This is a genomic window from Zoogloea oleivorans (genome assembly GCF_008107625.1).
Taxonomy (GTDB): Bacteria; Pseudomonadota; Gammaproteobacteria; order Burkholderiales; family Rhodocyclaceae; genus Zoogloea; species Zoogloea oleivorans.
In genome coordinates this window covers 1-23,305 of sequence record NZ_SDKK01000019.1, presented here as the reverse complement: position 1 = coordinate 23,305, position 23,305 = coordinate 1, and the positions used below count along the sequence as shown (strand labels likewise).

Here is a 23,305-nt window from a genome sequence, read left to right as displayed (position 1 = left end):
ATGAAGAAGGTGACGAAGGCAGTCTTTCCTGTTGCGGGTCTGGGCAGCCGCTTCCTGCCGGCTACCAAGGCCAGTCCCAAGGAGATGATGCCGATCGTGGACAGGCCGCTGATCCAGTACGCCGTGGAGGAGGCGGTGGCTGCCGGTGTAACCGATCTGGTGTTTATTACCGGCCGCTCCAAGCGCGCCATTGAGGATCACTTCGACAAGGCCTACGAACTCGAAACGGAACTCGAGATGCGCGGCAAGACCGAGTTGCTCAAGATCGTCCGCGACACCGTTCCGTCCCACGTGAACTGCATCTACATTCGCCAGGCGGAAGCGCTCGGGCTTGGGCATGCGGTGCTGTGTGCGGCGCCGGTGGTGGGCAACGAGCCGTTTGCGGTGCTGCTTGCCGATGACCTGCTCGATTCGCTGGGCGACGTGCCGGTGATGAAGCAAATGACGGACGTGTACAACTATCACCGCTGTTCGGTGCTCGGGGTCATGAACGTGACACGGGAGCAGACCAGGCAGTACGGGATCGTCAGTACCGAGCGGGATACCGGTGAAGTCCAGCGGGTCACCGGCATCGTCGAGAAGCCAAAGCCCGAGGAGGCGCCGTCCACTCAGGCGGTGATCGGCCGCTACATCCTGACCGGGCGGATCTTCGACCATTTGCGCAACCTCAAGCCGGGTGCGGGCGGCGAGCTGCAATTGACCGATGCGATTGCCTCCCTGCTGCAGGAAGAGGCCGTGCTCGCCTATCAGTTCAAGGGCGTGCGCTATGACTGCGGCTCCAAGCTGGGTTATCTGCAGGCAACGGTCGAGCTGGGCCTGAAGCATCCCGAGGTGGGGGCGGAGTTTGCCGCCTTTCTCGCGGCCCGGGGCTGAGTCCGCGGATCCGGCATTTTCGCTGGACGAAAAAAAGCGCGGCTTGCGGGCCGCGCTTTTTTATTGCTGCCGGGGTTGGTCCCCGGCCACATTCTGCGACTGCTTAGCCTTCGGCACGGGACGCGCGCTTGCGGTCCTGTTCCTTCAGGTGACGCTTGCGCAGACGGATGCTCTTCGGGGTGATTTCCACGATTTCGTCATCGGCGATGAATTCGATGGCGGATTCGAGGGTCAGGGAGATCGGCGGAACCAGGCGCACGGCTTCGTCGGTGCCGGAGGAGCGCACGTTGGTCAGCTGCTTGCCCTTGATCGGGTTCACCACGAGATCGTTGTCACGGGTGTGGATGCCGATGATCATGCCTTCGTACAGCGCATCGCCCGGGCTCACGAACATGCGGCCGCGATCCTGCAGCTTCCACAGGGCGTAAGCCACGGCTTCGCCGTCGTCCTGAGAGATCAGCACGCCGTTGCGACGCTCGCTCATGGCAGCAGCCATCGGACCGTAGTCGTCGAACACGTGGCTGGCAAGGCCGGTGCCGCGGGTAAGGGTCAGGAATTCACCCTGGAAGCCGATCAGGCCACGGGCCGGAATACGGTATTCGAGACGCACGCGACCCTTGCCGTCCGGCTGCATGTCCTGCAGTTCGCCACGACGACGGCCGAGTTCTTCCATGACGCCGCCCTGATGGCCTTCTTCCACGTCGATGGTGAGCATTTCGTACGGCTCGCTCTTCACGCCGTCGATTTCCTTGAACACAACGCGCGGACGGCCAACAGCCAGCTCGTAGCCTTCACGACGCATGTTTTCGAGGAGGATGGTCAAGTGCAGTTCGCCACGGCCGGAGACCTGGAAGACGTCGGAGTCGCCGGTGTAATCCACACGCAGGGCCACGTTCTTCAGGAGTTCCTTTTCAAGACGCTCGCGGATCTGGCGGCTGGTGACGAACTTGCCTTCGCGGCCGGCCAGCGGGGAGCCGTTCACCATGAAGTTCATGGTCAGGGTCGGTTCATCGACGGCGATCGGGGTCAGCGCTTCGAGGTGGTCCGGGTCGCACAGGGTAACGCCGATGTTCACCTGGTCGATACCGGAGACCAGCACGATGTCGCCGGCTTCGGCGTAATCGGCGGAGCTGCGCTCGAGGCCCTTGAAGGTCAGGATCTGGCCGATGCGGGCCTTGCCGCGGTTTTCGTCGCCGTACATCACAACGACTTCCTGGTTCGGCTTGATGCTGCCGCGCTTGATGCGGCCGATGCCGAGCTGGCCGATGTAGGTGGAGTAGTCCAGCGAGCAGACCTGCAGCACCAGCGGGCCTTCGACGTCCACGTCGGGCTGCGGCGTGTGCTCGATGATGGCGTCGTACAGCGGGGTCATGTCGGTGCCTTGCTTGTCGGCGTCGAGCATGGCGTAGCCGTTCAGGGCCGAGGCGTAAACGACCGGGAAGTCGAGCTGCTCTTCGGTGGCGCCGAGCTTGTCGAACAGGTCGAAGGTGTGGTTGATCACCCAGTCAGGACGAGCGCCCGGACGGTCGATCTTGTTGATCACGACGATGGGCTTGAGGCCGAGGGCCAAGGCCTTGCGGGTCACGAAGCGGGTCTGGGGCATCGGGCCTTCGACCGCATCGACCAGCAGCAGCACGCCGTCAACCATCGACAGCACGCGCTCGACTTCACCGCCGAAGTCGGCGTGTCCCGGGGTGTCGATGATGTTGATGTGGGTGTCGCCGTACTGGACTGCACAGTTCTTGGCGAGAATGGTGATGCCACGCTCTTTTTCGAGATCGTTGCTGTCCATCACCCGTTCGCTGACCTGCTGGTTCTCACGGAAGGTGCCGGACTGGCGCAGGAGCTGGTCGACGAGGGTGGTTTTGCCGTGGTCAACGTGGGCGATGATGGCAATGTTTCGAATGGAACGGGACATGTATGGGGATACCGGAAGTGCTTGAAAAGGCGAAATTTTAGCACGTCTTGGCGCGTTGCAGCATCACGGAAGTGCACTGGGCTGCGTGCTAAGATGCGCGCCCCATACGCTTTTTTCGAGGAGTAGCCCAGCATGCTGGCAATTATTGGCGGCAGTGGCCTGACTCAACTGGCCAGCCTGGACCTGATCCGGCGCGAGGTTGTACGCACGCCCTATGGCGAACCTTCGGGCGCGCTGACCTTCGGGCGGCTGTGTTCGCAACCGGTGGTTTTTCTGGCTCGTCACGGCTACGGCCACACGATTCCACCGCACCGGGTGAATTACCAGGCCAACCTGTGGGCCCTCCAGCAGGCCCAGGTGGATGCGATTATTTCGGTGGCGTCGGTGGGCGGGATTCGCGCCGACCTGTGCCCGGGCACCTTGATCGTTCCGGACCAGATCATCGACTACACCTGGGGGCGCAAGAGCACCTTCCATGAAAATTCCGATGAGCCGGTGGTGCACATTGATTTTACCGAGCCCTACGACGAGGCGATCCGTCAGCGCATCCTGAAGGCGGGCCTGAAGGCCGGCGAGACGATCATCGACGGGGCCGTGTATGCGGCAACCCAGGGCCCGCGCCTGGAAACAGCGGCCGAGATAAACCGCCTGGAGCGCGACGGCGCCGACGTGGTTGGCATGACCGGCATGCCCGAGGCGGCTTTGGCCCGGGAGTTGGGTATTCCGTACGCAGCCATCAACGTGGTAGCCAACTTTGCTGCGGGCCGGGCGTCCAGTGCTTCCGGCATCTGCTTCGACAGCATTGATGCCGTCTTGCGCGATGCCATGGGGCGGGTCCGTGGCGTGCTTGATCACATCTGCGAATCATGATTCGCGACGTCCTTCGCATGGGCGATCCGCGCTTGATGAGAAAGGCGCAGCTGGTCGACGATTTCGGTACCCCGGCGCTGGCTGCGCTGATCGAGGACATGCGCGACACGATGCGTGAGTTGAGCGGTGCCGGTCTGGCAGCACCGCAGATCGGTGTCGATCTGCGGGTGGTGATTTTTGGTGGCGGGCCGAGTCCGCGTTATCCGGATGCTTCCGCCGTGCCGGATACGGTGTTGATCAATCCGGTGCTGATGCCGGTGACGCACGAGGAAGAGGGGGGCTGGGAGGGGTGTCTGTCAGTTCCCGGTCTGCGTGGCTGGGTGCCGCGGTGGACGCATCTGCGTTACACCGGCTTCGATGCGGACGGTGAGCCGATTGATCGCATTGCCACAGGTTTTCATGCCCGGGTCGTTCAGCACGAATGCGATCACCTGGACGGCATCCTGTATCCGATGCGGGTGCGCGATTTTTCCCGCTTCGGCTACACCGAGGTGTTGTTTCCCGATGGTTCGGTGGCGGCCGACGACTGAACGTCGGCCGGGTTGGCTTACACCGTCAGCTTTTCCAGCAGGTCTGATTCGATCTTCAGCACCTGGGCGTCCTGGGACAGGCTCGGGCCGCTGATCAGGAAGGTATCCTCGACCCGTTCGCCGAGGGTGGCGATTTTGGCGGTATGCAGGTTGATACCGTATTCGACCAGCGTTTCGGCAACACCAAACAGCAGGCCGGGCCGATCGGCGGCTGTTACCGACATGATGTAGTGCAGGCCCCGCTCGTCCGGGCGGATGTTGACCTCTGGTGTGATCGGGAAGTGCCTGACTTCCCGCGATACGCGACCGCTGGCCGGCTGGTCTGTGGGGGCGTTGCTGTGCAGGCGCTCGGTGAGGTCGTGTTCGAGCAGGTTGATGAAGTCCCGGTAATGCACTTCCTGGCCCGGATCGAGCAGCACGAAACTGTCCAGCGCATAGCCGTGGCGGGTGGTGTGGATCTTGGCGTCGGCGATGGAGAAGCCCAGTCGGCTGAAGAAGCCGCACAGGCGTACGAAGAGATCCTTCTGGTCCTTCATGTAAACCATCACCTGCAGGCCTTCGCTCACCTGGCTGAGGCGTGCCTTGACGACCGGCTCCTCGGCGTTCACGCGGTAGTACAGCGTGCGGGCATGCCAGGCGATTTCTTCGGCGTCGTGACGCAGGAAGTAAACCGTGTCGAGCTGATCCCACAGGGCGTCTTCAGTGGCCGGTCGCAGGCCGTAGTAGCGCAGCAGATTGCGGGCATCGTCCTGGCGAATGGGAGTGCCGAGGGCCTGCTGGGGCGTTGCGCCGCGGAGGAGGCGCTGGGTAGCGAAAAACAGGTCTTCCAGCAGCTTGCCCTTCCAGCCATTCCAGACCTTCGGGCTGGTGCCGCGGATATCCGAGTGGGTCAGGATGTACAGGGCGGTGAGCTGGCGTTCGGTTTTGGCGACGGTGGCGAAACGGCGGATCACTTCGAGGTCGGAGAGATCCTGTTTTTGCGCCACGTTCGACATGGACAGATGATTTCCCACCAGCCATTCGACCAGGTCGGTGTCCGCTTCTTCAAGCCCGTGGGATTCGCAGAAGTCGCGGGCGTCCTTCATGCCGAGCCGGGAGTGGTCGCCGCCCCGGCCTTTGGCGATGTCATGGAAAAGGGCGGCAATGTAGATCAGCCACGGTTTTTCAAAGCCGGTGCACAGACGCGTGAGCAGCGGGTATTCGTGGGCGTGCTCGGCAACCATGAGGCGCCGCACGTTGCGCACGACCTGCAGGATGTGCTGGTCAACCGTGTAAACATGGAAGAGGTCATGCTGCATCTGGCCGACGATGCGTCGCCAGGCCGGCAGGTAGAAGCTCAGGATTCCGTACTGGTTCATCCGCCGCAGTTCATGCACGACGCCGCGCTTTTGCTGAAGAATACGCAGAAAAAGTGCCCGGTTGGCCGGGTTTTGGCGAAATTCGGCGTTGATCAGCTTGCGGCCGCGCCACAGGGCGCGCAGTGTGCGGGCGGTCATGCCCTTCAGCTCGGAGCGTTGCTCAAGCAGCAGGAAGCATTCGAGGAGCGCGCTCGGGTGGCGGTCGAAGACGCCTTCGTCACGCACGTCGAGCATTTCGCGTACGCACTGGAAGCGCTCGTTGATATTGATGGCTGCAGGATAGCGATTGGGGAAAAACTCGACGCCGAAATTCAGCAGCAGAATGGTGTTGAGCTGGGTGACCTTCTTGGCTGTGCGGTAATACTCCTGCATGAAAACTTCAGACGCCCGGCGGGCCTCGGTGGGGGCATAGCCGAACTTGCGGGCGAGTTTTTCCTGGTGGTCGAAGAGCACACGGTCTTCACGACGCCCGGTCATGTGATGCAGGCGGATGCGGACGTGCTGCAGAAAGCGCTCCAGTTCGCGCAGTTCGGTGGCTTCCTCGTCGGTAATCAGCTGGTGCTTGGCCAGATCGCGCCAGTGGGTGCCGAAGCCGGCGGCGCGGCTGATCCAGCCGATGACCTGCAAGTCGCGCAGGCCGCCGGGGCTTTCCTTGCAGTTGGGTTCGAGGGAGTAGGGGGTTTCGTTGTGACGGGTGTAGCGCTGTTCCTGCTCCAGTCGTTTCGCCTTGAAGAACTGGCCGGGGTTGATCTGGCTGCGCAGGCTCGTCACGACGTGTCCGAACAGCGGTGCGTTGCCGCACAGAAAGCGGGCCTCGAGCAGGTTGGTCATGACGGTCACGTCGAGGGCTGCCTCTTCCAGGCATTCCTCGGCGGTGCGCACGCTGTGTCCGATGTCGAGCCCAATGTCCCAGATCAGTCCGATCATCTGGGTCAGGCGCTCGCTGAGGTCTTCGTCCGGTTGGTCTGCAAGAAGAAAAAGCAGGTCCACGTCTGAGCAGGGAAACAGCTCTTCGCGACCATAGCCGCCGACGGCCACCAGGGCTGCCGAGGCGGGCAGGTCGAAATCCTTCCAGAGTTCGCGCAGTACGCCATCGACCAGGTGGGAGCGACCTTTCAGCAGCGGGTCCGTCAGGGGGCGGCTTTCGTAGGAGACCCGCAGGGCTTCTCCGCCGCTTTTCAGGCGGGTCTTGTAACGCGTGATCAGCTCACGGGCTGCATCAAGCGGGATGACGGGCGCGATATCGGACATTTTTCAGGCGCTCAGCTTTACGCTGACGGGCTCAGGGCAGAAGGTTGGCGACGATGTCCGGGCGGGGCGGGGCGCCAGCCGACAGGGTGAGAACTTCCACGCCGGTTTCCGTGACGAGAATCATGTGTTCCCACTGGGCCGACAGGCTGCGGTCGCGGGTAATGATGGTCCAGCCATCGGGAAGCTCGGAGATTGCAGCCTTGCCGGCGTTGATCATCGGCTCGATGGTGAAGATCATGCCGGGCTTGAGTTCGATGCCGGTGCCGGCCTTGCCGTAATGCAGAACCTGCGGATCTTCATGGAAGTTGGCGCCGATGCCGTGTCCGCAGAACTCGCGCACTACCGAGAATCCGTTGCCTTCGGCGTGCTTCTGGATGGCGTGACCGATGTCCCCCAGATGGGCGCCGGGCTTCACCTGGGCGATGCCGATCCACAGGCACTCGTAGGTCACCTGGCACAGGCGCTTGGCGAGGATGCTGCCGTCGCCGACGATGAACATCCGGCTGGTGTCCCCGTGGTAGCCGTCCTTGATGACTGTGATGTCCAGATTGACGATGTCGCCCTTTTTGAGCGCCTTGTCACTCGGCACGCCATGGCAAACCTGATGGTTGATCGAGGTGCAGATCGACTTGGGGTAGGGCTTGTAGCCCGGCGGTGCATAGTTCAGCGGTGCAGGAATGCAACCTTGGACCTCTACCATGTAGTCATGGCAAAGCTTGTCGAGCTCGGCGGTCGTGACGCCCGGCTTGACGAAGGGAGTGATGTAATCGAGAACCTCCGAGCCGAGACGGCCCGCGATACGCATTTTTTCGATTTCTTCCGGCGTCTTTATGGTTACGCTCATGGGGGCATGATCTTGTGGGGTTTTGAGCCCTTTAGGCTAGCGCAAGCCGCCTTTGCCGGCAATGCGGCCGATGTGCCGGCGCACAATGAGGCTGCTGGCCGGTCTTGAGGGAATAGTCCGGTTGCTGATATACTCGGCGGCTTGTCTGGCATGTGTCAGGCAAAATTCACACGTCCGGCCCATTGGGGTCCGGCGGATTTCCTTGGCGGAGATTCGAGGCGTAGCCAGGTTTTGCAAGGCAAAACCGGCAGGTCGGGCGGCGGTCAAACCTCAGTATCGGAGTCAACAAATGTCTGTCACCATGCGTCAAATGCTCGAAGCGGGCGTCCATTTCGGCCACCAAACCCGTTTCTGGAACCCGAAGATGGCGCCGTACATCTTTGGTCAGCGCAACAAGATTCACATCGTCAACCTCGAAAAGACCCTCGTCAAGTACAACGAGGCAATGGATTTCGTGCGCAAGCTGGCGGCCAATCGCGGTACCGTCATGTGTGTTGGCACCAAGCGTCAGGCTCGCGAAATCGTGGCTGAAGAAGCCCGTCGCGCCGGCATGCCTTACGTTGACGAGCGCTGGCTGGGCGGCATGCTCACCAACTTCAAGACCGTCAAGGTTTCGATCAAGCGTCTGAAGGACATGGAAGCCATGGTGGAAGATGGTTCCATCGAGCGCCTGTCCAAGAAAGAAGCCCTGATGGCTTCCCGCGAACTCGAAAAGCTGCAAAAGAGCCTCGGCGGCATCAAGGACCTCAACGGCCTGCCTGACGCCCTGTTCGTGATCGACGTCGGCTACCACAAGATTGCCATCACCGAAGCCAAGAAGCTGGGTATCCCGGTTATTGCCATCGTTGATACCAACCACACCCCCGAAGGCGTGGATTTCGTGATCCCGGGTAACGATGACTCCTCCCGTGCGATCCGTCTGTATGCTCGTGGCGTGGCTGATGCCGTGCTGGAAGGCAAGAACCAGGTTCTCCAGGACCTCGTCGCGGCCGGTTCCGACGAGTTTGTGGAAGTCGAAGACAGCGGCGAAGAGCAGCAAGCCTGAGCCCGACTGAATTCAATCCAATAGTTATCTAGGAGCAAGCATGGCGGAAATTACCGCAAGCATGGTCAAGGAACTGCGCGAGAAGACTGACGCGCCCATGATGGAATGCAAGAAGGCCCTGTCCGAAGCTGCTGGTGACATGGCCAAGGCAGAAGAAATTCTGCGCGTGAAGCTGGGCAACAAGGCCTCCAAGGCCGCGTCCCGCGTGACCGCCGAAGGCGTGGTTGGTGTCTACATCTCTGCCGACGCCAAGCTTGGCGCGATGGTGGAAGTGAATTGTGAGACCGACTTCGTTGCCAAGAACGACGACTTCCTGGCGCTGACCAAGAACATCGCCGAACTGGTTGCCACGAAAAACCCCGCCGATGTGGATGCCCTGTCCGCCCTGGAAGTGAATGGCCAGAGCGTTGAGGAAATCCGCAAAGCGCTGATCGGCAAGATCGGTGAAAACCTGAGCATCCGCCGCTTCGTGCGTCTGGAAGCCCAGGGCGCGGTGGCCAACTATATCCACGGTGGTTCGAAGATCGGCGTGCTGATCGACCTCGTTGGTGGTGAAGAAGCGCTGGCCAAGGATCTGGCCATGCACATTGCCGCTTCCAAGCCGAAGTCCCTCGACGCCTCCGGCGTGCCGACCGAGCTGCTGGACGTCGAGCGTCGCATCGCCATCGAAAAGGCACGCGAAGCCGGCAAGCCGGAAGCCATGCTCGAGAAGATCGCCGAAGGCACCGTCCAGAAGTTCCTGAAGGACGTAACGCTGCTGGATCAGGTCTTCGTGAAGGCCGAGGATGGCAAGCAGACCGTCAGCCAGTTGCTGAAGGCCAAGGGCGCATCGGTGGGCGGCTTCACGCTGTTCATCGTTGGTGAGGGCATCGAGAAAAAGGTGACCGACTTTGCCGCTGAAGTAGCCGCTCAGGCTGCTGCTGCCACCCAGAAGTAAGAAGGTCTCCTAACGATGAGTCAACCCGCCTACAAACGCATTCTCCTCAAGCTCTCAGGCGAAGCCCTGATGGGTGATGACGCCTACGGTATCAACCGCGAGGTGGTTGCCGGTATCGTCAATGATGTGGTCGAAGTGACCCGCATCGGTGTCGAAGTCGGGATTGTGATTGGCGGCGGGAATATCTTCCGTGGAATGGCGGGGGCTGCATCCGGTATGGATCGCGCCACCGCCGATTACATGGGGATGCTGGCCACCGTGATGAACGCCATTGCTCTTGCGGATGCGTTCCGTGCCGCAGGGGTCAATGCGCGCGTTCAGTCGGCCTTGCGGATCGACCAGGTGGTCGAGCCGTATATTCGTGGAAAGGCGATTCGCTACCTTGAAGAAGGTCGCGTCGTCATTTTTGGTGCCGGCACCGGCAATCCCTTCTTTACGACCGATACGGCCGCAGCCTTGCGGGGCTCCGAAATGGGTGCCGATATCGTGTTGAAGGCGACCAAGGTAGATGGTATTTATACTGCGGATCCCAAAAAGGATCCAACGGCGACCCGTTTTCAGCGGATCTCCTTTGATGAGGCGATCTCCCGAAATCTGGCGGTAATGGATGCGACTGCGTTCGCCCTGTGCCGCGATCAGCGTTTGCCGATCAACGTTTTCAGCCTGTTCAAGAGCGGCGCGCTGAAGCGTGTGGTGATGGGTGAAGACGAGGGTACGCTGGTTTATTGCTGAGGATGAAGCGATGATTCCGGAGCTCAAGAAGACTACCGAACACAAGATGCAGCGGTCCATCGAGTCCCTCAAGCTGGATCTCGCCAAAGTGCGTACCGGCCGGGCTCACGTGGGCATTCTGGATCACGTCATGGTTGAATACTATGGCAACCCCGTGCCGATCACCCAAGTGGCAAACGTCACCCTGATCGATGCGCGTACCATTGGCGTTCAGCCGTGGGAAAAGCCGATGGTTGGCAAGGTCGAGAAAGCGATTCGCGATTCCGATCTGGGTCTGAATCCTGCATCGCAGGGCGAAATCATTCGCGTGCCGATGCCGGTTCTGACAGAAGAGCGCCGCAAGGATCTCATCAAGGTCGTCAAGACCGAAGGTGAGGGCGCCAAGGTTGCCGTGCGCAATCTGCGTCGTGACGCCAATGGCTCCCTGAAGGATGCCCTCAAGGCCAAGACGATTTCCGAAGACGACGAACGGCGTGCTCAGGATGACATCCAGAAGCTGACCGACAAGGCGATTATCGAAATCGACAAGCTTCTCGCTCAGAAAGAACAAGAGCTGATGCAGATCTGACCACCCCGGTCGGTTTTTGCTTTCCCGGTTTCTTTCAGGCGGACACAATAATGGTGCGATTGCCGTTTCTCAGCTCTACTCGGAGTGTACCCGAGGCTGCTAAAGTCCCGCGGCATATCGCGATAATCATGGACGGCAACGGGCGTTGGGCGCGCAAGCGCCTGCTGCCGCGGGTTGCCGGTCATGCCAAGGGAGTCGACTCCCTCCGGGAGGTCATTCGAACCTGCCTGGATCGTGGTGTCGAATACCTGACCGTTTTCGCTTTCAGTTCCGAAAACTGGCGTCGGCCGAAGGATGAAGTGTCCTTCCTGATGCAGTTGTTTGTGAAGTCACTGAAGGCCGAGATCGAGCGGATTCACCGCAACAACATCCGTCTGCGGGTGGTTGGCGATCTTGAGCGTTTCGACAAGCCGCTCGTGGATCTCATTCGGGATGCCGAGGCGCAAACCGCAGGCAACACTGCGATGAACCTGACGATCTGCGCCAATTATGGCGGTCGCTGGGACATCATGCAGGCCATCGGCAAGATGATGACGGCGGCGCCGGGGGTTCCCGGTGCTTTTGCCGAAGAAGATCTGGTTCCCCACCTGGCGCTGAGCTTCAGCCCTGAGCCGGATCTCTTCATCCGCACGGGCGGTGAGCAGCGCATCAGTAATTTCCTGCTCTGGCAACTCGCCTATTCGGAGCTTTACTTCACCGACAAGCTTTGGCCGGAGTTTGGCGAGGCTGCGCTGGATGAAGCCATTTCCTCTTATCAGCAGCGTGAGCGCCGCTTTGGGCGGACGAGCGAACAACTCGTCTCCGACAAGTCCGACCCTTCCGATCATGCTTAAGGCGCGGGTCATTACCGCGCTGGTCCTTCTTGTCGGTTTGCTGGCGGCGCTCTTTTTGTTGCCAGCCCTCGCCTGGCTGGGGTTCGCTTCCATCATTTGTGGCATCGCGGCCGGCGAGTGGGCTGCGATGGTCGGCTTTTCGGCGACCAAACGCCGGATTTACGCTTTCCTTCTTGGCGCCCTTTGCATGGCTGGCGGCATGGTTGCCGGACTGCATCGGGAGGCGACTGTGGCCCCCTTTGGACTGGCCCCGGTTTATGCCGTCAGTGCCTTGTTCTGGCTGGCCTGCGTGCCGTTTTGGTTGCGGGCGAAATGGCAACTGCCGGGTGCCGGAGCTGCTGCACTGGTCGGTCTGGTCCTGCTGCTGCCGCCGAGTCTGGCCATCGCCCACTTGAGGCTGCTGAGTCCCTGGTTGTTGCTGGGCGTCATGGCTGCGGTCTGGATTGCAGATATTTCGGCTTATTTCACTGGCCGGGCTTTCGGGCGTCGCAAGCTGGCTCCCTCGATCAGTCCCGGCAAGAGCTGGGAGGGGGCGTATGGCGCAGCGCTCGGGGTGGTTATTTACGGTCTTGTCTGCCTTCCCTATCTGGGGCATTTCACGGCCGCCATCGGCGGACTTCCTGTCATTATTCCTGCCTTGCTGGGTTTCACCGCTGTCAGCATTGTTGGTGATCTGTTTGAATCCCTGGTGAAACGGCAGGCGGGGGTCAAGGATAGCGGCACCTTGCTTCCGGGCCACGGTGGTGTCCTCGATCGTATCGACAGCCTGACGTCGACCCTGCCGATGGCTGGATTGCTTGTTCTCTGGATAGCCCGATAAGTCATGACCCAAGGCAAGAAACTCATAACGGTATTGGGCGCGACCGGCTCCATTGGCGTGAGCACCCTGGATGTGGTTGGACGGCATCCGGAGCGCTACGGGGTTTTTGCGCTGACAGCCCATCGGCAAGTGGACAAACTGTTCGCACAATGTCGGCACCATCGGCCTGCTTATGCCGTGCTCGACCTGCCTGAGGACGCAGCGCGTCTGCAAGGCCTGCTCGACGAAGCGGGATGTTGCACCGAAGTGCTGTCCGGTAGTGCAGCGCTGGCCGCCGTTGCTTCGGCACCGGAAGTCGACATGGTGATGGCGGCAATTGTTGGTGCTGCCGGCCTGGTGCCGGCGCTTGCGGCCGCCAAGGCCGGAAAGCGTATTTTGCTGGCAAACAAGGAAGCCCTGGTGATGTCCGGGGCCTTGTTCGTGCAGGAGGTGGTGGCCAATGGTGCGACGCTTCTGCCCATCGACAGCGAACACAACGCGATTTTCCAGGCCTTGCCGGCTGATTTTCGACGTGGCGATGAAGGTTATGGTGTTACCCGGATTCTCCTGACCGCATCGGGGGGGCCATTCCGTCGCAAACCCCTCGAAGAACTCTCCGCAGTGACGCCGGAAATGGCCTGTGCCCATCCGAACTGGGTCATGGGTCGGAAGATTTCCGTGGATTCGGCAACGATGATGAACAAGGGGCTGGAGGTGATCGAAGCCCACTGGCTGTTTGGCGTGCCGGCCGAGCGGATCGAGGTGGTCATTCATCCTCAAAGCGTCATTCATTCCATGGTCGCCTACGTGGATGGCTCGGTGATTGCGCAGTTGGGCAACCCTGACATGCGAACGCCGATAGCACATGCAATGGCGTATCCCGAGCGGGTGGATTCGGGCGTGCAGCCACTCGATCTGTTTGCGATCGGGCAGCTCGACTTCGAGCGGCCGGATTTTCAGCGCTTCCCGTGCCTGGCCCATGCCTACCGGGCTTTGGAGGCCGGTGGGATTGCACCTGCTGTGTTGAATGCGGCCAACGAAGTGGCGGTTGCCAGCTTCCTGGACGGCAAGCTCGGCTTTGACCGCATTGCCGGGGTGATTGCCGCGACGCTCGACGCTGTCGAGTCGCAGGCTGCAAACTCCCTCGAGATTGTGCTCGAGGCGGACCAGCGTGCCCGCCGCCTGGCGAGTGGTTTTGTCATGCAGTCCCTGAACTGATGGGGCTGAGCTTGCTGGATTACATCCTGCCTTTCCTGCTGGCCCTCGGCATTCTGATCGTGGTGCACGAGTTCGGCCATTACCTGGTTGCGCGTCTTTGCGGCGTCAAGGTTTTACGGTTTTCGGTGGGGTTCGGGAAGACCCTGTTCGTGCGCCGTATCGGGCCGGATCAGACGGAATGGGCTTTGGCGGTCTTTCCTCTTGGCGGTTACGTCAAAATGCTCGACGAGCGCGAAGCGCCGGTCGATGTGAAGGAGCAGCACCGGGCCTTTAATCGGCAGAGCGTGTGGCGGCGGATTGCCATCGTTGCGGCCGGGCCTTTGGCCAACTTTCTGCTTGCGATTGTTTTGTACTGGGGTCTTTACACCGGCGGCGTCGAAGAGCTGCGGCCCCGCATTGGCGCCCCGGAGGCGGCCAGTCAGGCGGAGCAGGCCGGTTTCAAGGATGGCGAACTGATTCGTTCGGTGGACGGCCGGGCGGTGGAAACCTGGCAGGAGTTTCGCTGGCAACTGATCAATGAGGCGTTCGAGCGCCGGAGCATTACCGTCGAGACGATCAACGACAGCAAGGAAATCGCATTTCGCAAGCTTGATCTGGCCGGAACAGTGGTCGATCAGGGGGAGCGCGATATCGCCAGTCAGCTGGGTTTGCGCCTGCATCGTCCTAACCTGCCGGCAGTTCTCGGCAATTTGAGTGCGGATGGTCCGGCGCAGGCTGCGGGTTTGCGTTCTGGCGATCAAGTGCTGCGTATCGGTGACAAGGCGATTTCCGGCTGGAGCGAGCTTGTGCAGGCGGTCCGCGAGGGGGCGGGGCAGACGCTTGAGATCGAGGTGCTTCGCGATGGTGCGTCCAGGATTTTCAGTGTGGTGCCGACAGTGGTTGAGGAGAGTGGCCGGAAGATCGGTCGTATCGGCGTCGGTGTGGCTGATGCCGAAGGACGGCGCGAACGGATGTTTGTCACGGTGCGCTACGGTGTGCTTGACTCCCTGAGCAAGGGCGTTCGCCAGACCTGGGATACGTCAGCCATGAGCCTTTCGGTGATGGGGCGAATGATTGTCGGTGAAGTTTCAGTCAAGAATCTCAGTGGCCCGGTTACCATCGCCGACTTTGCCGGGCAGTCGGCAAAGATGGGTTTTTCCCATTACATCAAGTTCCTGGCGCTCATCAGCATCAGTCTTGGCGTCCTGAATCTGCTGCCCGTCCCTGTGCTCGATGGCGGACACTTGTTGTATTATGTAATCGAGATCATCAAGGGCGGCCCTGTCTCCGAGCGGGTTATGGAGATCGGCCAGCAGATTGGAATGGCTCTGCTGGCGGCGCTTATGGCTTTTGCCTTCTACAACGACATCAACCGCCTTGTTGCTAGCTGAAATCGGATGAAATCCAAGCTCCTCCCCGGGGTGATCGCTGCGCTTTTCGTGGCTTCGCCCGCTCTGGCCTTCGAGCCATTCGTTGTCAAAGATATTCGTGTTGAAGGAATCCAGCGCACTGAGGCCGGGACGGTATTCAGTTACCTTCCGGTAAAGGTTGGCGAGCAGTTTTCCGAAGACAAGGCATCCCAGGCGATCAAGACCCTCTTTGCGACCGGCTTCTTCAAGGACGTGCGTATCGAGGTCGACAAGGAGGTGATCGTCGTCGTTCTGGACGAACGCCCGGCCATTTCCCAGGTTGATTTCGTCGGCATCAAGGAGTTCGACAAGGAGGCGCTCAAGAAAGGCCTCAAGGAAGTCGGACTCGCCGAATCGCGGATTTTCGATCGTGCCGTGCTCGAGCGCGCCGAGCAGGAACTCAAGCGTCAGTATCTCTCCAAGGGACTTTACGGCGTCCAGATCACCACCACGGTTACGCCACTTGAGCGTAATCGGGTCGGCGTGAACTTCAATGTGGTTGAAGGCGAAGCGGCCAAGATTCGGCAGATCAGTGTCATCGGCAATCAGGTTTTCAAGGAAAAGGAACTCCTCGACCTGTTTTCCCTGACCACGCCGGGTTTGATGACCTGGTATTCGAAGAGCGACCAGTATTCGAAGCCGAAACTGTCGGCGGATATAGAAGCCCTGCGGTCCTTCTATCTGAACCGGGGTTATCTGGATTTCAGTATCGATTCGACCCAGGTTTCGATCACGCCTGACAAAAAAGACATCTACATCACCCTCAGCATCACCGAGGGTGAAAAGTACACCGTTTCCGACGTCAAACTGGCCGGTACCATGGTGGTGCCCGAGCAAGAACTCCAGAAGCTCGTCAAGCTCAAGGCCGGCGATACCTTCGTGCGGGACAGCGTGACGGCGACGACCAAGGCGATCAGCGATCGCCTTGGCAACGCAGGCTATGCGTTTGCCAACGTGAATGCGGCGCCCGAGGTCGACAAGGTCAAGCGCGAGGTGGCGTTTACCTTCTTTGTCGATCCGGGCCGTCGCGTCTATGTTCGCAAGATCAATTTTGCCGGCAATGCCCGTACCCGTGACGAAGTGCTGCGCCGCGAACTGCGTCAGATGGAAGGTGCCTGGTACGACGGGGAAGCCCTCAATCGTTCGAAGGTTCGTCTGGATCGCCTCGGCTATTTCGATGAAGTGACCATCGAAACGCCGGCGGTGGCCGGCTCGACCGACCAGGTCGACGCGAACTTCACCGTGAAGGAACGCGCAACGGGCAACCTGATGCTGGGCGCAGGTTTCTCCAGTTCCGAAAAGGTCATTCTGTCGGCGTCGATTTCCCAGCAGAACCTCTTCGGTACCGGCAATGCAATGACCTTGCAGGTGAACACCGGCAAGATCAACAAGACCATTGCACTGTCCTTCACCAATCCGTACTGGACGATCGACGGCGTCAGCGTCGGCTGGGACATCTATCAGCGTAACGTCGATCCTACCTCGCTCTCGGTTGCGACCTACAAGAGTTCGTCGATCGGTGCGGGCGTACGCTTCGGTTATCCCATTGCCGAAGACGACCGGATCAACTTCGGTCTTGCCGTCGATCAGACAAGCATCAAGGTTTACGACTCCAGTCCCGCACCTTACGTAAACTTCGTGAACACCTTCGGTGATAGCGCGAAGAGCTTGCTGGCGACAATCGGCTGGGCGCGTGACCGCCGTGACAGCTTTGTGTACCCGACTTCAGGCGTCTTTCAGCGGGCGTCGATGGAAATCGCCACCCCCGTGCTGGACATGCGCTATGTTCGCGGCAACTACCAGCACCAGTACTGGATTCCGTTCGGCGGCGGGTATTCGCTGATGCTGAACGGCGATGTCGGCTTTGCCCAAGGTTATGACGGCAAGGAATTGCCGTTCTACAAGAACTTCTATGCGGGTGGTATCGGTTCTGTACGAGGCTATCAGCAAAGCACGCTTGGCCCCCGTTACACGGACAGCCTTGGTTATGTGCGCTCCCTGGGCGGCAACCGGCGCCTGATCGGTAACGCGGAGTACTATTTCCCGATGCCGGGCTCGGGAAAGGACAAGTCCATGCGTCTTTCCCTGTTTGCCGATGCCGGCTATGTCTGGGGCGCGGATGACAGGATTCAGGCGTCGGATTTGCGTTACAGTACCGGGCTGGCGTTTTCCTGGAGTTCCCCGGTTGGGCCGCTCAAATTCAGTCTTGGTCAGGCTCTCAAGAAAGTTGAGGGCGACAAGACGCAGAAATTCCAGTTCCAGTTGGGTACGGTTTTCTGATTGCAGCCGCATGGCATGAAGATGGAGGTTTGAGTGAAAGGTATTGGTCTATCCACGCTGGCAGCGCTGCTGCTTGCCGCGTTTGCGCAAACGGCTGCTGCCGAGGTCAAGGTGGGCTTCGTCAATTCGGACCGGGTCATGAAGGAAGCGACCCCTGCGAAAAAAGCCCAGCAAAAGCTTGAAAAAGAATTCGAGAAGCGCGATCTGGATCTCCAGCGTGTCGCCAAGCAATTGCAGGGCATGCAGGAGTCCCTCGAGAAGAACGGCATGACGATGGGCGAGGGCGAACGCCGCAACAAGGAGCGTGAGTTCAACGAGCTCAACCGGGATTTGCAACGCAAGCAGCGCGAGTTTCGGGAAGACCTGAATCAGCGCCGCAACGAAGAACTTGCTGGCGTTCTGGATCGGGCCAACAAGACAATCAAGCAGATCGCCGAAGCCGAGAAGTACGACATCATTTTCCAGGAAGCGGTTTACGCGAGCCCGCGCATCGACATCACCGACAAGGTGATCAAGGCGCTGACCGAAGAAAAGTAAGCGGTCTCGCAGATGGAAATATCCCTTGGCGAGCTCGTAGGCAGGCTCGGCGGCGAACTGGTCGGAGATCCGGCCGTTTCGATCAAGCAGATTGCCACGCTGGACAAGGCCGGGGAGGGCGATCTTGCTTTCCTCGCCAACCCCAGGTACCGCGCTGCGCTCGAGTCGAGCCAGGCGTCTGCCTTTATTTTGTCTCCCAAGGCGGCAGGGCTGACGGATCGGCCGCGGATCCTCGCAGCGGATCCTTACCTCTATTTCGCCCGGGCGGCCCAGTGGTTCAATCCGCCAAAGCGTCCGGCCATCGGGATCCACCCGAGTGCGGTCGTTGCTTCTCCCCTGCCGGCTTCCGTGTCGGTCGGGCCGAATGCGGTGATCGGCGAAAATTGTGATATCGGCGAAAACTGCGTGATCGGGCCGGGCTGTCTGATCGGCGATGGCGTGCAGATTGGCGCAGATTCCTGGCTCCACGCCGGTGTAAAGATTTATGCCGCTTGTGTCATCGGCGCGCGTGCCATTGTCCATTCCGGTGCCGTGATTGGTTCCGATGGCTTTGGCTTTGCACGGGACGGCGACAAGCACTGGGTCAAGATTCCCCAGATTGGCCGTGTCGTCATCGGTGACGACGTGGAGATCGGTGCGAATACCACTATTGATCGGGGCGCGCTGGACGATACGCTGATCGGTAATGGCGTGAAGCTGGACAACCTGATCCAGATCGCCCACAACGTGCAGGTTGGTGACGACACCATCATGGCCGGGCATTCGGGCATTGCCGGCAGCAGTCATGTCGGCAGGCGGGTGATGGTTGGCGGTCAGGCCGGCATTGCCGGGCACCTTGTGGTTGGAGACGACATCGTCGTCTCGGCTGGCACCATTGTTACCAAGTCCCTGGACAAGCCCGGTGTCTATACGGCCATGTTGCCGCAGATGCCCCACGCCGACTGGGTCAGAAATTTTGCTCACCTGCGTCGCCTCGATGCGATGGCAGATCGGCTGCGCGAGCTCGAGAAGAAGCTCGCCGACAAGAAAGAGAAATCATGAGCATCATCGACATCAACGAAATCAAGAAGTACATCCCCCATCGTTATCCCTTCCTGCTGGTCGATCGCATCATCGAGCTGGAACTGGGCAAGCGCGTGGTGGGACTCAAGAATGTCACGGTCAACGAGCCTTTCTTCCCCGGTCATTTTCCGCATAACCCGGTGATGCCGGGTGTGCTGATCATCGAGGCGCTGGCCCAGGCTGCTGCCGTGCTGGCCTTCAAGACCGAAGGCACGGTGCCTGATCCTGATGCGATGGTCTATTTTGCTTCGGTGGACAACGTGCGCTTCAAGCGTCCGGTTGTACCGGGCGATCAGTTGCTGCTGGAGTGCGAGATCGTTCGCACCATCCGCAATATCTGGAAGTTCAAGGGGGTTGCCCGCGTTGGCGGAGAGGTGGCGACCGAAGCTGAATTCATGTGTGCGATCAAACGATGAGCGCGATTCACCCGACTGCAATTGTGCATCCGGGGGCACGTCTTGCTGAAGACGTGCAGGTCGGCGCCTATTCGATCATCGGCGAGCACGTGGAAATCGGCGCCGGCACGACAGTGGGCCCGCACGTGGTTATCGAGGGGCACACCCGAATCGGCCGCAATAACCGGATCTACCAGTTCTGCTCGATCGGCTCCGACCCCCAGGATAAAAAGTACGCCAACGAGCCGACCCGGCTTGAAATCGGCGACGGCAACACCATCCGCGAATTCTGCAGCTTCAGTACCGGCACGGTGCAGGATGGTGGCCTGACCCGTGTCGGCAACGACAACTGGATCATGGCCTATGTGCACGTCGCCCATGATTGCCATGTCGGCAACAACACGATTTTCGCCAACAACGCGACCCTTGCCGGTCACGTGAGTGTCGGCGACTGGGCGATTCTCGGCGGCTTTACCGGTGTGCATCAGTTCGTGCGCGTTGGTGCCCACAGCTTCTGTGGTGTTGGCACCGTGCTGCTGCAGGACTTGCCGCCCTTCGTGACCGTTTCCGGCAATCCTTCGGCCCCGCATGGCATCAACAGTGAAGGCCTGAAGCGCCGCGGCTTTACCAGCGAAGGCATCATGGCGATCAAGCGCGCCTACAAAACGCTCTATCGCAACGGCCTGACGCTCGACGAAGCCCGCAAGCAGATTGCCCAGGCGGCACTCGAGCAGCCGGAACTGCAACAGTTTTCCGATTTCATCGCCGAGTCCGGGCGTGGCATCGTTCGCTAGTCCATGGGTTTGCGCATCGCCATGGTGGCGGGCGAGGCGTCCAGCGACCTCCTCGCCAGTCACCTGATCCGGGCGCTCAAGCGCCATCTGCCGGATGCCGAATTCTTCGGCATCGGCGGTCCCAAGATGCAGGCGGCCGGTTTCAACAGCCTGTGGCCAGCCGAGAAGCTCTCGGTACATGGCTATGTGGACGCCCTCAAAAATTACCGTGAGCTGTCCGCCATCCGGCGCAGCCTGCTCGACCGTCTGCTCAAGGATCCGCCTGCCGCCTTCATTGGCGTGGACGCCCCGGATTTCAGTCTGTGGCTCGAGCGGCGCCTGAAAGACAAGGGCATTCCGGCGATCCACTTCGTCAGTCCGTCGATCTGGGCCTGGCGTAAGGGGCGGCTCAAGGGCATCGCCCGGGCGGTCAGCCACATGCTGTGCCTGTTCCCCTTCGAGCCGGAGTTGTACCGGACGGCGGGGGTGCCGGTGAGCTACGTCGGGCACCCGCTGGCCGATGTCTTTCCGCTGGTCCCCGACCGGGCCGGTGCGCGGGAATTGCTGCAGATCCACAAGGGCGGGCCGGTTTTCACCTTCCTGCCCGGCAGTCGGCAGTCCGAGGTGCGCAACCTGGCGGATACCTACATCGCGACGGCTGCGGTGCTGCATGAGCGTCATCCCGATGCCCGTTTTCTTGTGCCGCTGGCGACCCGCGAGACGCGCTTGTTATTCGAGGAAGCCCTGCGCCGCCATGCCCATCTGGATGTCCCGATCCGCATTCTGTTTGGTCACGCCGTCGAGGCGATGACCGCCGCCGACGTGGTGCTGGTGGCGAGTGGCACCGCTTCGCTGGAAGCCGCGCTCCTCAAGCGGCCGATGGTCATCACCTACAAGATGGGCAAGTGGTCGTTCCGCTTGATGCGGCGCATGGCTTATCTCCCCTGGGTGGGTTTGCCGAATGTCCTGGCCGGGCGCGAAGTGGTGCCCGAAGTGCTGCAGGACGCCGCCACTCCCCAGGCCCTGGCCGACGCCCTGGATGGCTGGCTGACGGACCCGGCGCGTACGGCAGAGCTGACCACGATCTTTACCGACATGCACCTGCAATTGCGCCAGGATACGGCGGCCAAGGCTGCGGCTGCCATTCTTCCGTATCTGCGGGGGCGGGGCTTGTGATGCTGCTGTGCGGCGTCGATGAGGCGGGTCGCGGACCCCTGTGCGGGCCGGTAGTCACGGCGGCGGTCATTCTCGATCCGGAGAATCCCATCGTCGGGCTGGCCGACTCCAAGAAGCTCAGCGAGAAGCGCCGCGAGCGTCTTGCCATCGAGATCAAGGAAAAGGCCCTGGCCTGGTGCATTGCCGAGGCCAGTGTCGACGAGATCGACCGCCTCAACATCCTCCACGCCACCATGCTCGCCATGCAGCGGGCGGTTGCCGGCCTGAGCCGGGTGCCCGACAAGGTGCTGGTGGATGGCAACCGCTGCCCGCGTTTCGACATGCCCTGCGAAGCCATCGTGAAGGGCGATTCGCTGGTGCAGGAGATCTCGGCGGCGTCCATACTGGCCAAGACGGCGCGGGACGCCATGCTGCTCGAACTCGACAAGCGCTATCCCCAGTACGGGCTGGCCGGGCACAAGGGCTATCCGACGCCGGCCCACCTGGCCGCGCTGCGCGCCCACGGTGCCTGCGAGATTTACCGCAAGAGCTTTGCGCCGGTGCACAACATCATCGCCAACCCCCCCCTGTGGACCGAGGACGACGGCTCATGAAACTCCATCACATCCTGCTCTTTGCCCATCTTGCTGGCGTGATCGTGTGGGTAGGCGGCATGGCTTTCGCCCATTTCTGCCTGCGCCCGGCAGCCCTGCCCTTGCCCCCGGCCCAGCGTCTGGGCTTGTGGAGCGGCGTCTTCGGGCGCTTCTTTCCGATTGTCTGGCTGGCGATTGCGGTGATTGTGGTTTCTGGCTTTGCCATGCTGGTGGAGGTGGGCTTTGCCCAGGCGCCGCGCTCCTGGCATGTGATGGCCGCCGTCGGCCTCGTCATGGCCGGCATTTTTGCCAGTATCTGGTTCGGCCCCTGGCGTGCCTTGCAGCAGGCGGTGGCCGCCGAGAGCTGGGCCCAGGGGGCGCAGGCGCTCAACCTGATCCGCCAGCGGGTCACGATCAATCTTGTCCTCGGTGTGCTGACCGTGCTGCTGGCCACCCTCGGCCTGGCCTTCTGAGCCTTGAAACAGATTACTTCGCGGGACAACCCGACGGTCAAGCATCTGCATGCGCTGGCCACGTCGGCACGCGATCGGCGCAAGCACGGCCAGACCTTGCTCGACGGGGCCCACCTGCTGGGTGTGGCCCTGGAGCGCGGGCAGGCTCTGAGTCAGATCGTCGTCAGTGAAAGCGGACGGGGCCAGCCTGAAGTGGCCGCCTTGCTGGCCCGCTGTGCCGACGAGCAATGCATCGAATTGCCGGATCGCCTGTTTGCCCACGTCAGCCCGGTGGATTCGCCGAGCGGCGTGCTGGCGGTGATGGCGCTGCCCGAGGCCGGCGCCAATGCGCCGCTGACCGATACCTGCGTGGTGCTGGATGCGGTGCAGGACCCCGGCAACCTCGGCACGATCCTGCGTACTGCTGCCGCTGTGGGTGTGCCGGATGTGGTGCTGACGCCGGGCTGTGCGCAGGCCTGGTCGCCACGGGTGTTGCGGGCGGCGATGGGGGCGCATTTCGGGCTGCGCATCCGTGAGGGCGTCGAGGCGGCCGAGGCGTTGGCGGGCTTCCCCGGTGACATTCTGGCGGCCGATCTGCGTGATTCGGTGGCGCTTTACGCGCTGGATCTGCGCGGCCCGGTGGCCTGGCTCTTTGGTTCGGAGGGGCAGGGGCTGTCGGCGGCCGTGGCGGCGCTGGCCACCCGACGGGTGCTGATCCCCATGCCCGGGGGCATGGAATCCCTCAACGTGGGGGTGGCGGCCGGCGTGTGCCTGTTCGAGCAACTGCGTCAGCAGCGTTTCGGGCGCTAAAGACTGCGGCCGACCCGAGCGCGGCTGATTTCTCCCCGACATCGCCTAAAAATGAGTCGGCGCTGACTCATTTTTAGGCGATGT

At 61.1% G+C, this 23,305-nt stretch carries 23 protein-coding genes; 20 read left to right on the top strand and 3 right to left on the bottom strand.

Annotated elements, in window-relative coordinates; translation table 11 throughout:
• Positions 1-873 carry a UTP--glucose-1-phosphate uridylyltransferase GalU gene (gene galU, locus ETQ85_RS18465; protein WP_148580557.1) on the top strand — a complete coding sequence of 291 codons (873 nt, stop codon included), beginning with the start codon at positions 1-3 and terminating at the stop codon, positions 871-873.
• Positions 874-976: 103 nt separating this feature from the next.
• On the opposite strand, the gene typA is transcribed toward galU, so the two are convergent.
• The gene (typA, locus tag ETQ85_RS18460; protein WP_148580556.1) at positions 977-2,791 is read right to left on the bottom strand and encodes a translational GTPase TypA; all 1,815 of its coding nucleotides are present in this window, start codon (positions 2,789-2,791) and stop codon (positions 977-979) included.
• 132 nt (positions 2,792-2,923) lie between these two features.
• Between typA and ETQ85_RS18455 the strand changes: the two genes are divergently transcribed.
• Together ETQ85_RS18455 and ETQ85_RS18450 are read left to right on the top strand one after the other, a co-directional pair.
• Positions 2,924-3,661 carry an S-methyl-5'-thioinosine phosphorylase gene (locus ETQ85_RS18455; RefSeq protein WP_148580555.1) on the top strand — a complete coding sequence of 246 codons (738 nt, stop codon included), beginning with the start codon at positions 2,924-2,926 and terminating at the stop codon, positions 3,659-3,661.
• A gap of 35 nt (positions 3,662-3,696) precedes the next feature.
• Positions 3,697-4,191, top strand: coding sequence for a peptide deformylase (locus tag ETQ85_RS18450; protein WP_246128809.1), 495 nt, complete (start codon positions 3,697-3,699; stop codon positions 4,189-4,191).
• A gap of 17 nt (positions 4,192-4,208) precedes the next feature.
• On the opposite strand, the gene ETQ85_RS18445 is transcribed toward ETQ85_RS18450, so the two are convergent.
• On the bottom strand, positions 4,209-6,800 hold the full coding sequence (locus ETQ85_RS18445; RefSeq protein ID WP_148580553.1) for a [protein-PII] uridylyltransferase: 2,592 nt from the start codon (positions 6,798-6,800) through the stop codon (positions 4,209-4,211).
• A gap of 31 nt (positions 6,801-6,831) precedes the next feature.
• Positions 6,832-7,644, bottom strand: a complete 813-nt coding sequence (gene map, locus ETQ85_RS18440) for a type I methionyl aminopeptidase (RefSeq protein WP_148580552.1) — start codon at positions 7,642-7,644, stop codon at positions 6,832-6,834.
• Between the two features lie 289 nt (positions 7,645-7,933).
• On the opposite strand from map, the gene rpsB reads away from it, so the two are divergent.
• From rpsB to ETQ85_RS26310, 17 genes are read left to right on the top strand one after another with little or no spacing between them, the layout of a single operon-like run.
• Entirely contained in the window at positions 7,934-8,689 is a 756-nt protein-coding gene (gene rpsB, locus ETQ85_RS18435; RefSeq protein ID WP_148580551.1) for a 30S ribosomal protein S2, read from the top strand.
• Positions 8,690-8,729: 40 nt separating this feature from the next.
• Positions 8,730-9,626, top strand: a complete 897-nt coding sequence (gene tsf, locus ETQ85_RS18430; protein WP_148580550.1) for a translation elongation factor Ts — start codon at positions 8,730-8,732, stop codon at positions 9,624-9,626.
• A 15-nt stretch (positions 9,627-9,641) separates the two neighbouring features.
• On the top strand, positions 9,642-10,358 hold the full coding sequence (gene pyrH / locus ETQ85_RS18425) for a UMP kinase (protein ID WP_148580549.1): 717 nt from the start codon (positions 9,642-9,644) through the stop codon (positions 10,356-10,358).
• A 10-nt stretch (positions 10,359-10,368) separates the two neighbouring features.
• Complete coding sequence (gene frr / locus ETQ85_RS18420; protein WP_148580548.1) at positions 10,369-10,926, top strand: ribosome recycling factor; 558 nt, start codon at positions 10,369-10,371, stop codon at positions 10,924-10,926.
• A 50-nt stretch (positions 10,927-10,976) separates the two neighbouring features.
• Positions 10,977-11,759, top strand: a complete 783-nt coding sequence (uppS, locus tag ETQ85_RS18415) for a polyprenyl diphosphate synthase (protein WP_148580547.1) — start codon at positions 10,977-10,979, stop codon at positions 11,757-11,759.
• A complete protein-coding gene (locus ETQ85_RS18410) occupies positions 11,752-12,579 on the top strand; it encodes a phosphatidate cytidylyltransferase (RefSeq protein WP_148580546.1) in 828 nt (275 codons plus the stop codon). The genes uppS and ETQ85_RS18410 overlap by 8 nt, the downstream gene beginning before the upstream one ends.
• Positions 12,580-12,582: 3 nt before the next feature.
• Entirely contained in the window at positions 12,583-13,776 is a 1,194-nt protein-coding gene (gene ispC / locus ETQ85_RS18405; protein ID WP_148580545.1) for a 1-deoxy-D-xylulose-5-phosphate reductoisomerase, read from the top strand.
• 5 nt (positions 13,777-13,781) lie between these two features.
• Positions 13,782-15,146, top strand: coding sequence for an RIP metalloprotease RseP (rseP, locus tag ETQ85_RS18400; protein WP_148580608.1), 1,365 nt, complete (start codon positions 13,782-13,784; stop codon positions 15,144-15,146).
• A gap of 6 nt (positions 15,147-15,152) precedes the next feature.
• Positions 15,153-17,444: an outer membrane protein assembly factor BamA gene (bamA, locus tag ETQ85_RS18395; protein WP_148580544.1), complete on the top strand. Its 2,292-nt coding sequence runs from the start codon at positions 15,153-15,155 to the stop codon at positions 17,442-17,444.
• Between the two features lie 33 nt (positions 17,445-17,477).
• Positions 17,478-17,981, top strand: a complete 504-nt coding sequence (locus ETQ85_RS18390) for an OmpH/Skp family outer membrane protein (protein WP_148580543.1) — start codon at positions 17,478-17,480, stop codon at positions 17,979-17,981.
• Positions 17,982-17,993: 12 nt separating this feature from the next.
• Complete coding sequence (gene lpxD, locus ETQ85_RS18385; RefSeq protein WP_148580542.1) at positions 17,994-19,022, top strand: UDP-3-O-(3-hydroxymyristoyl)glucosamine N-acyltransferase; 1,029 nt, start codon at positions 17,994-17,996, stop codon at positions 19,020-19,022.
• A 5-nt stretch (positions 19,023-19,027) separates the two neighbouring features.
• A complete protein-coding gene (gene fabZ, locus ETQ85_RS18380) occupies positions 19,028-19,459 on the top strand; it encodes a 3-hydroxyacyl-ACP dehydratase FabZ (protein ID WP_148580607.1) in 432 nt (143 codons plus the stop codon).
• On the top strand, positions 19,456-20,232 hold the full coding sequence (lpxA, locus tag ETQ85_RS18375) for an acyl-ACP--UDP-N-acetylglucosamine O-acyltransferase (RefSeq protein WP_148580541.1): 777 nt from the start codon (positions 19,456-19,458) through the stop codon (positions 20,230-20,232). Before fabZ ends, lpxA begins: the two co-directional genes overlap by 4 nt.
• 3 nt (positions 20,233-20,235) lie before the next feature.
• Positions 20,236-21,387, top strand: a complete 1,152-nt coding sequence (gene lpxB, locus ETQ85_RS18370; protein WP_148580540.1) for a lipid-A-disaccharide synthase — start codon at positions 20,236-20,238, stop codon at positions 21,385-21,387.
• Positions 21,387-21,980 (top strand): ribonuclease HII, encoded by a 594-nt coding sequence (rnhB, locus tag ETQ85_RS18365; RefSeq protein ID WP_148580539.1) that lies wholly within the window; start codon positions 21,387-21,389, stop codon positions 21,978-21,980. Before lpxB ends, rnhB begins: the two co-directional genes overlap by 1 nt.
• Entirely contained in the window at positions 21,977-22,432 is a 456-nt protein-coding gene (locus ETQ85_RS26315; protein ID WP_187394763.1) for a CopD family protein, read from the top strand. Before rnhB ends, ETQ85_RS26315 begins: the two co-directional genes overlap by 4 nt.
• A 3-nt stretch (positions 22,433-22,435) precedes the next feature.
• Positions 22,436-23,221, top strand: coding sequence for a TrmH family RNA methyltransferase (locus ETQ85_RS26310; RefSeq protein ID WP_187394762.1), 786 nt, complete (start codon positions 22,436-22,438; stop codon positions 23,219-23,221).
• Positions 23,222-23,305 lie beyond the last annotated feature (84 nt).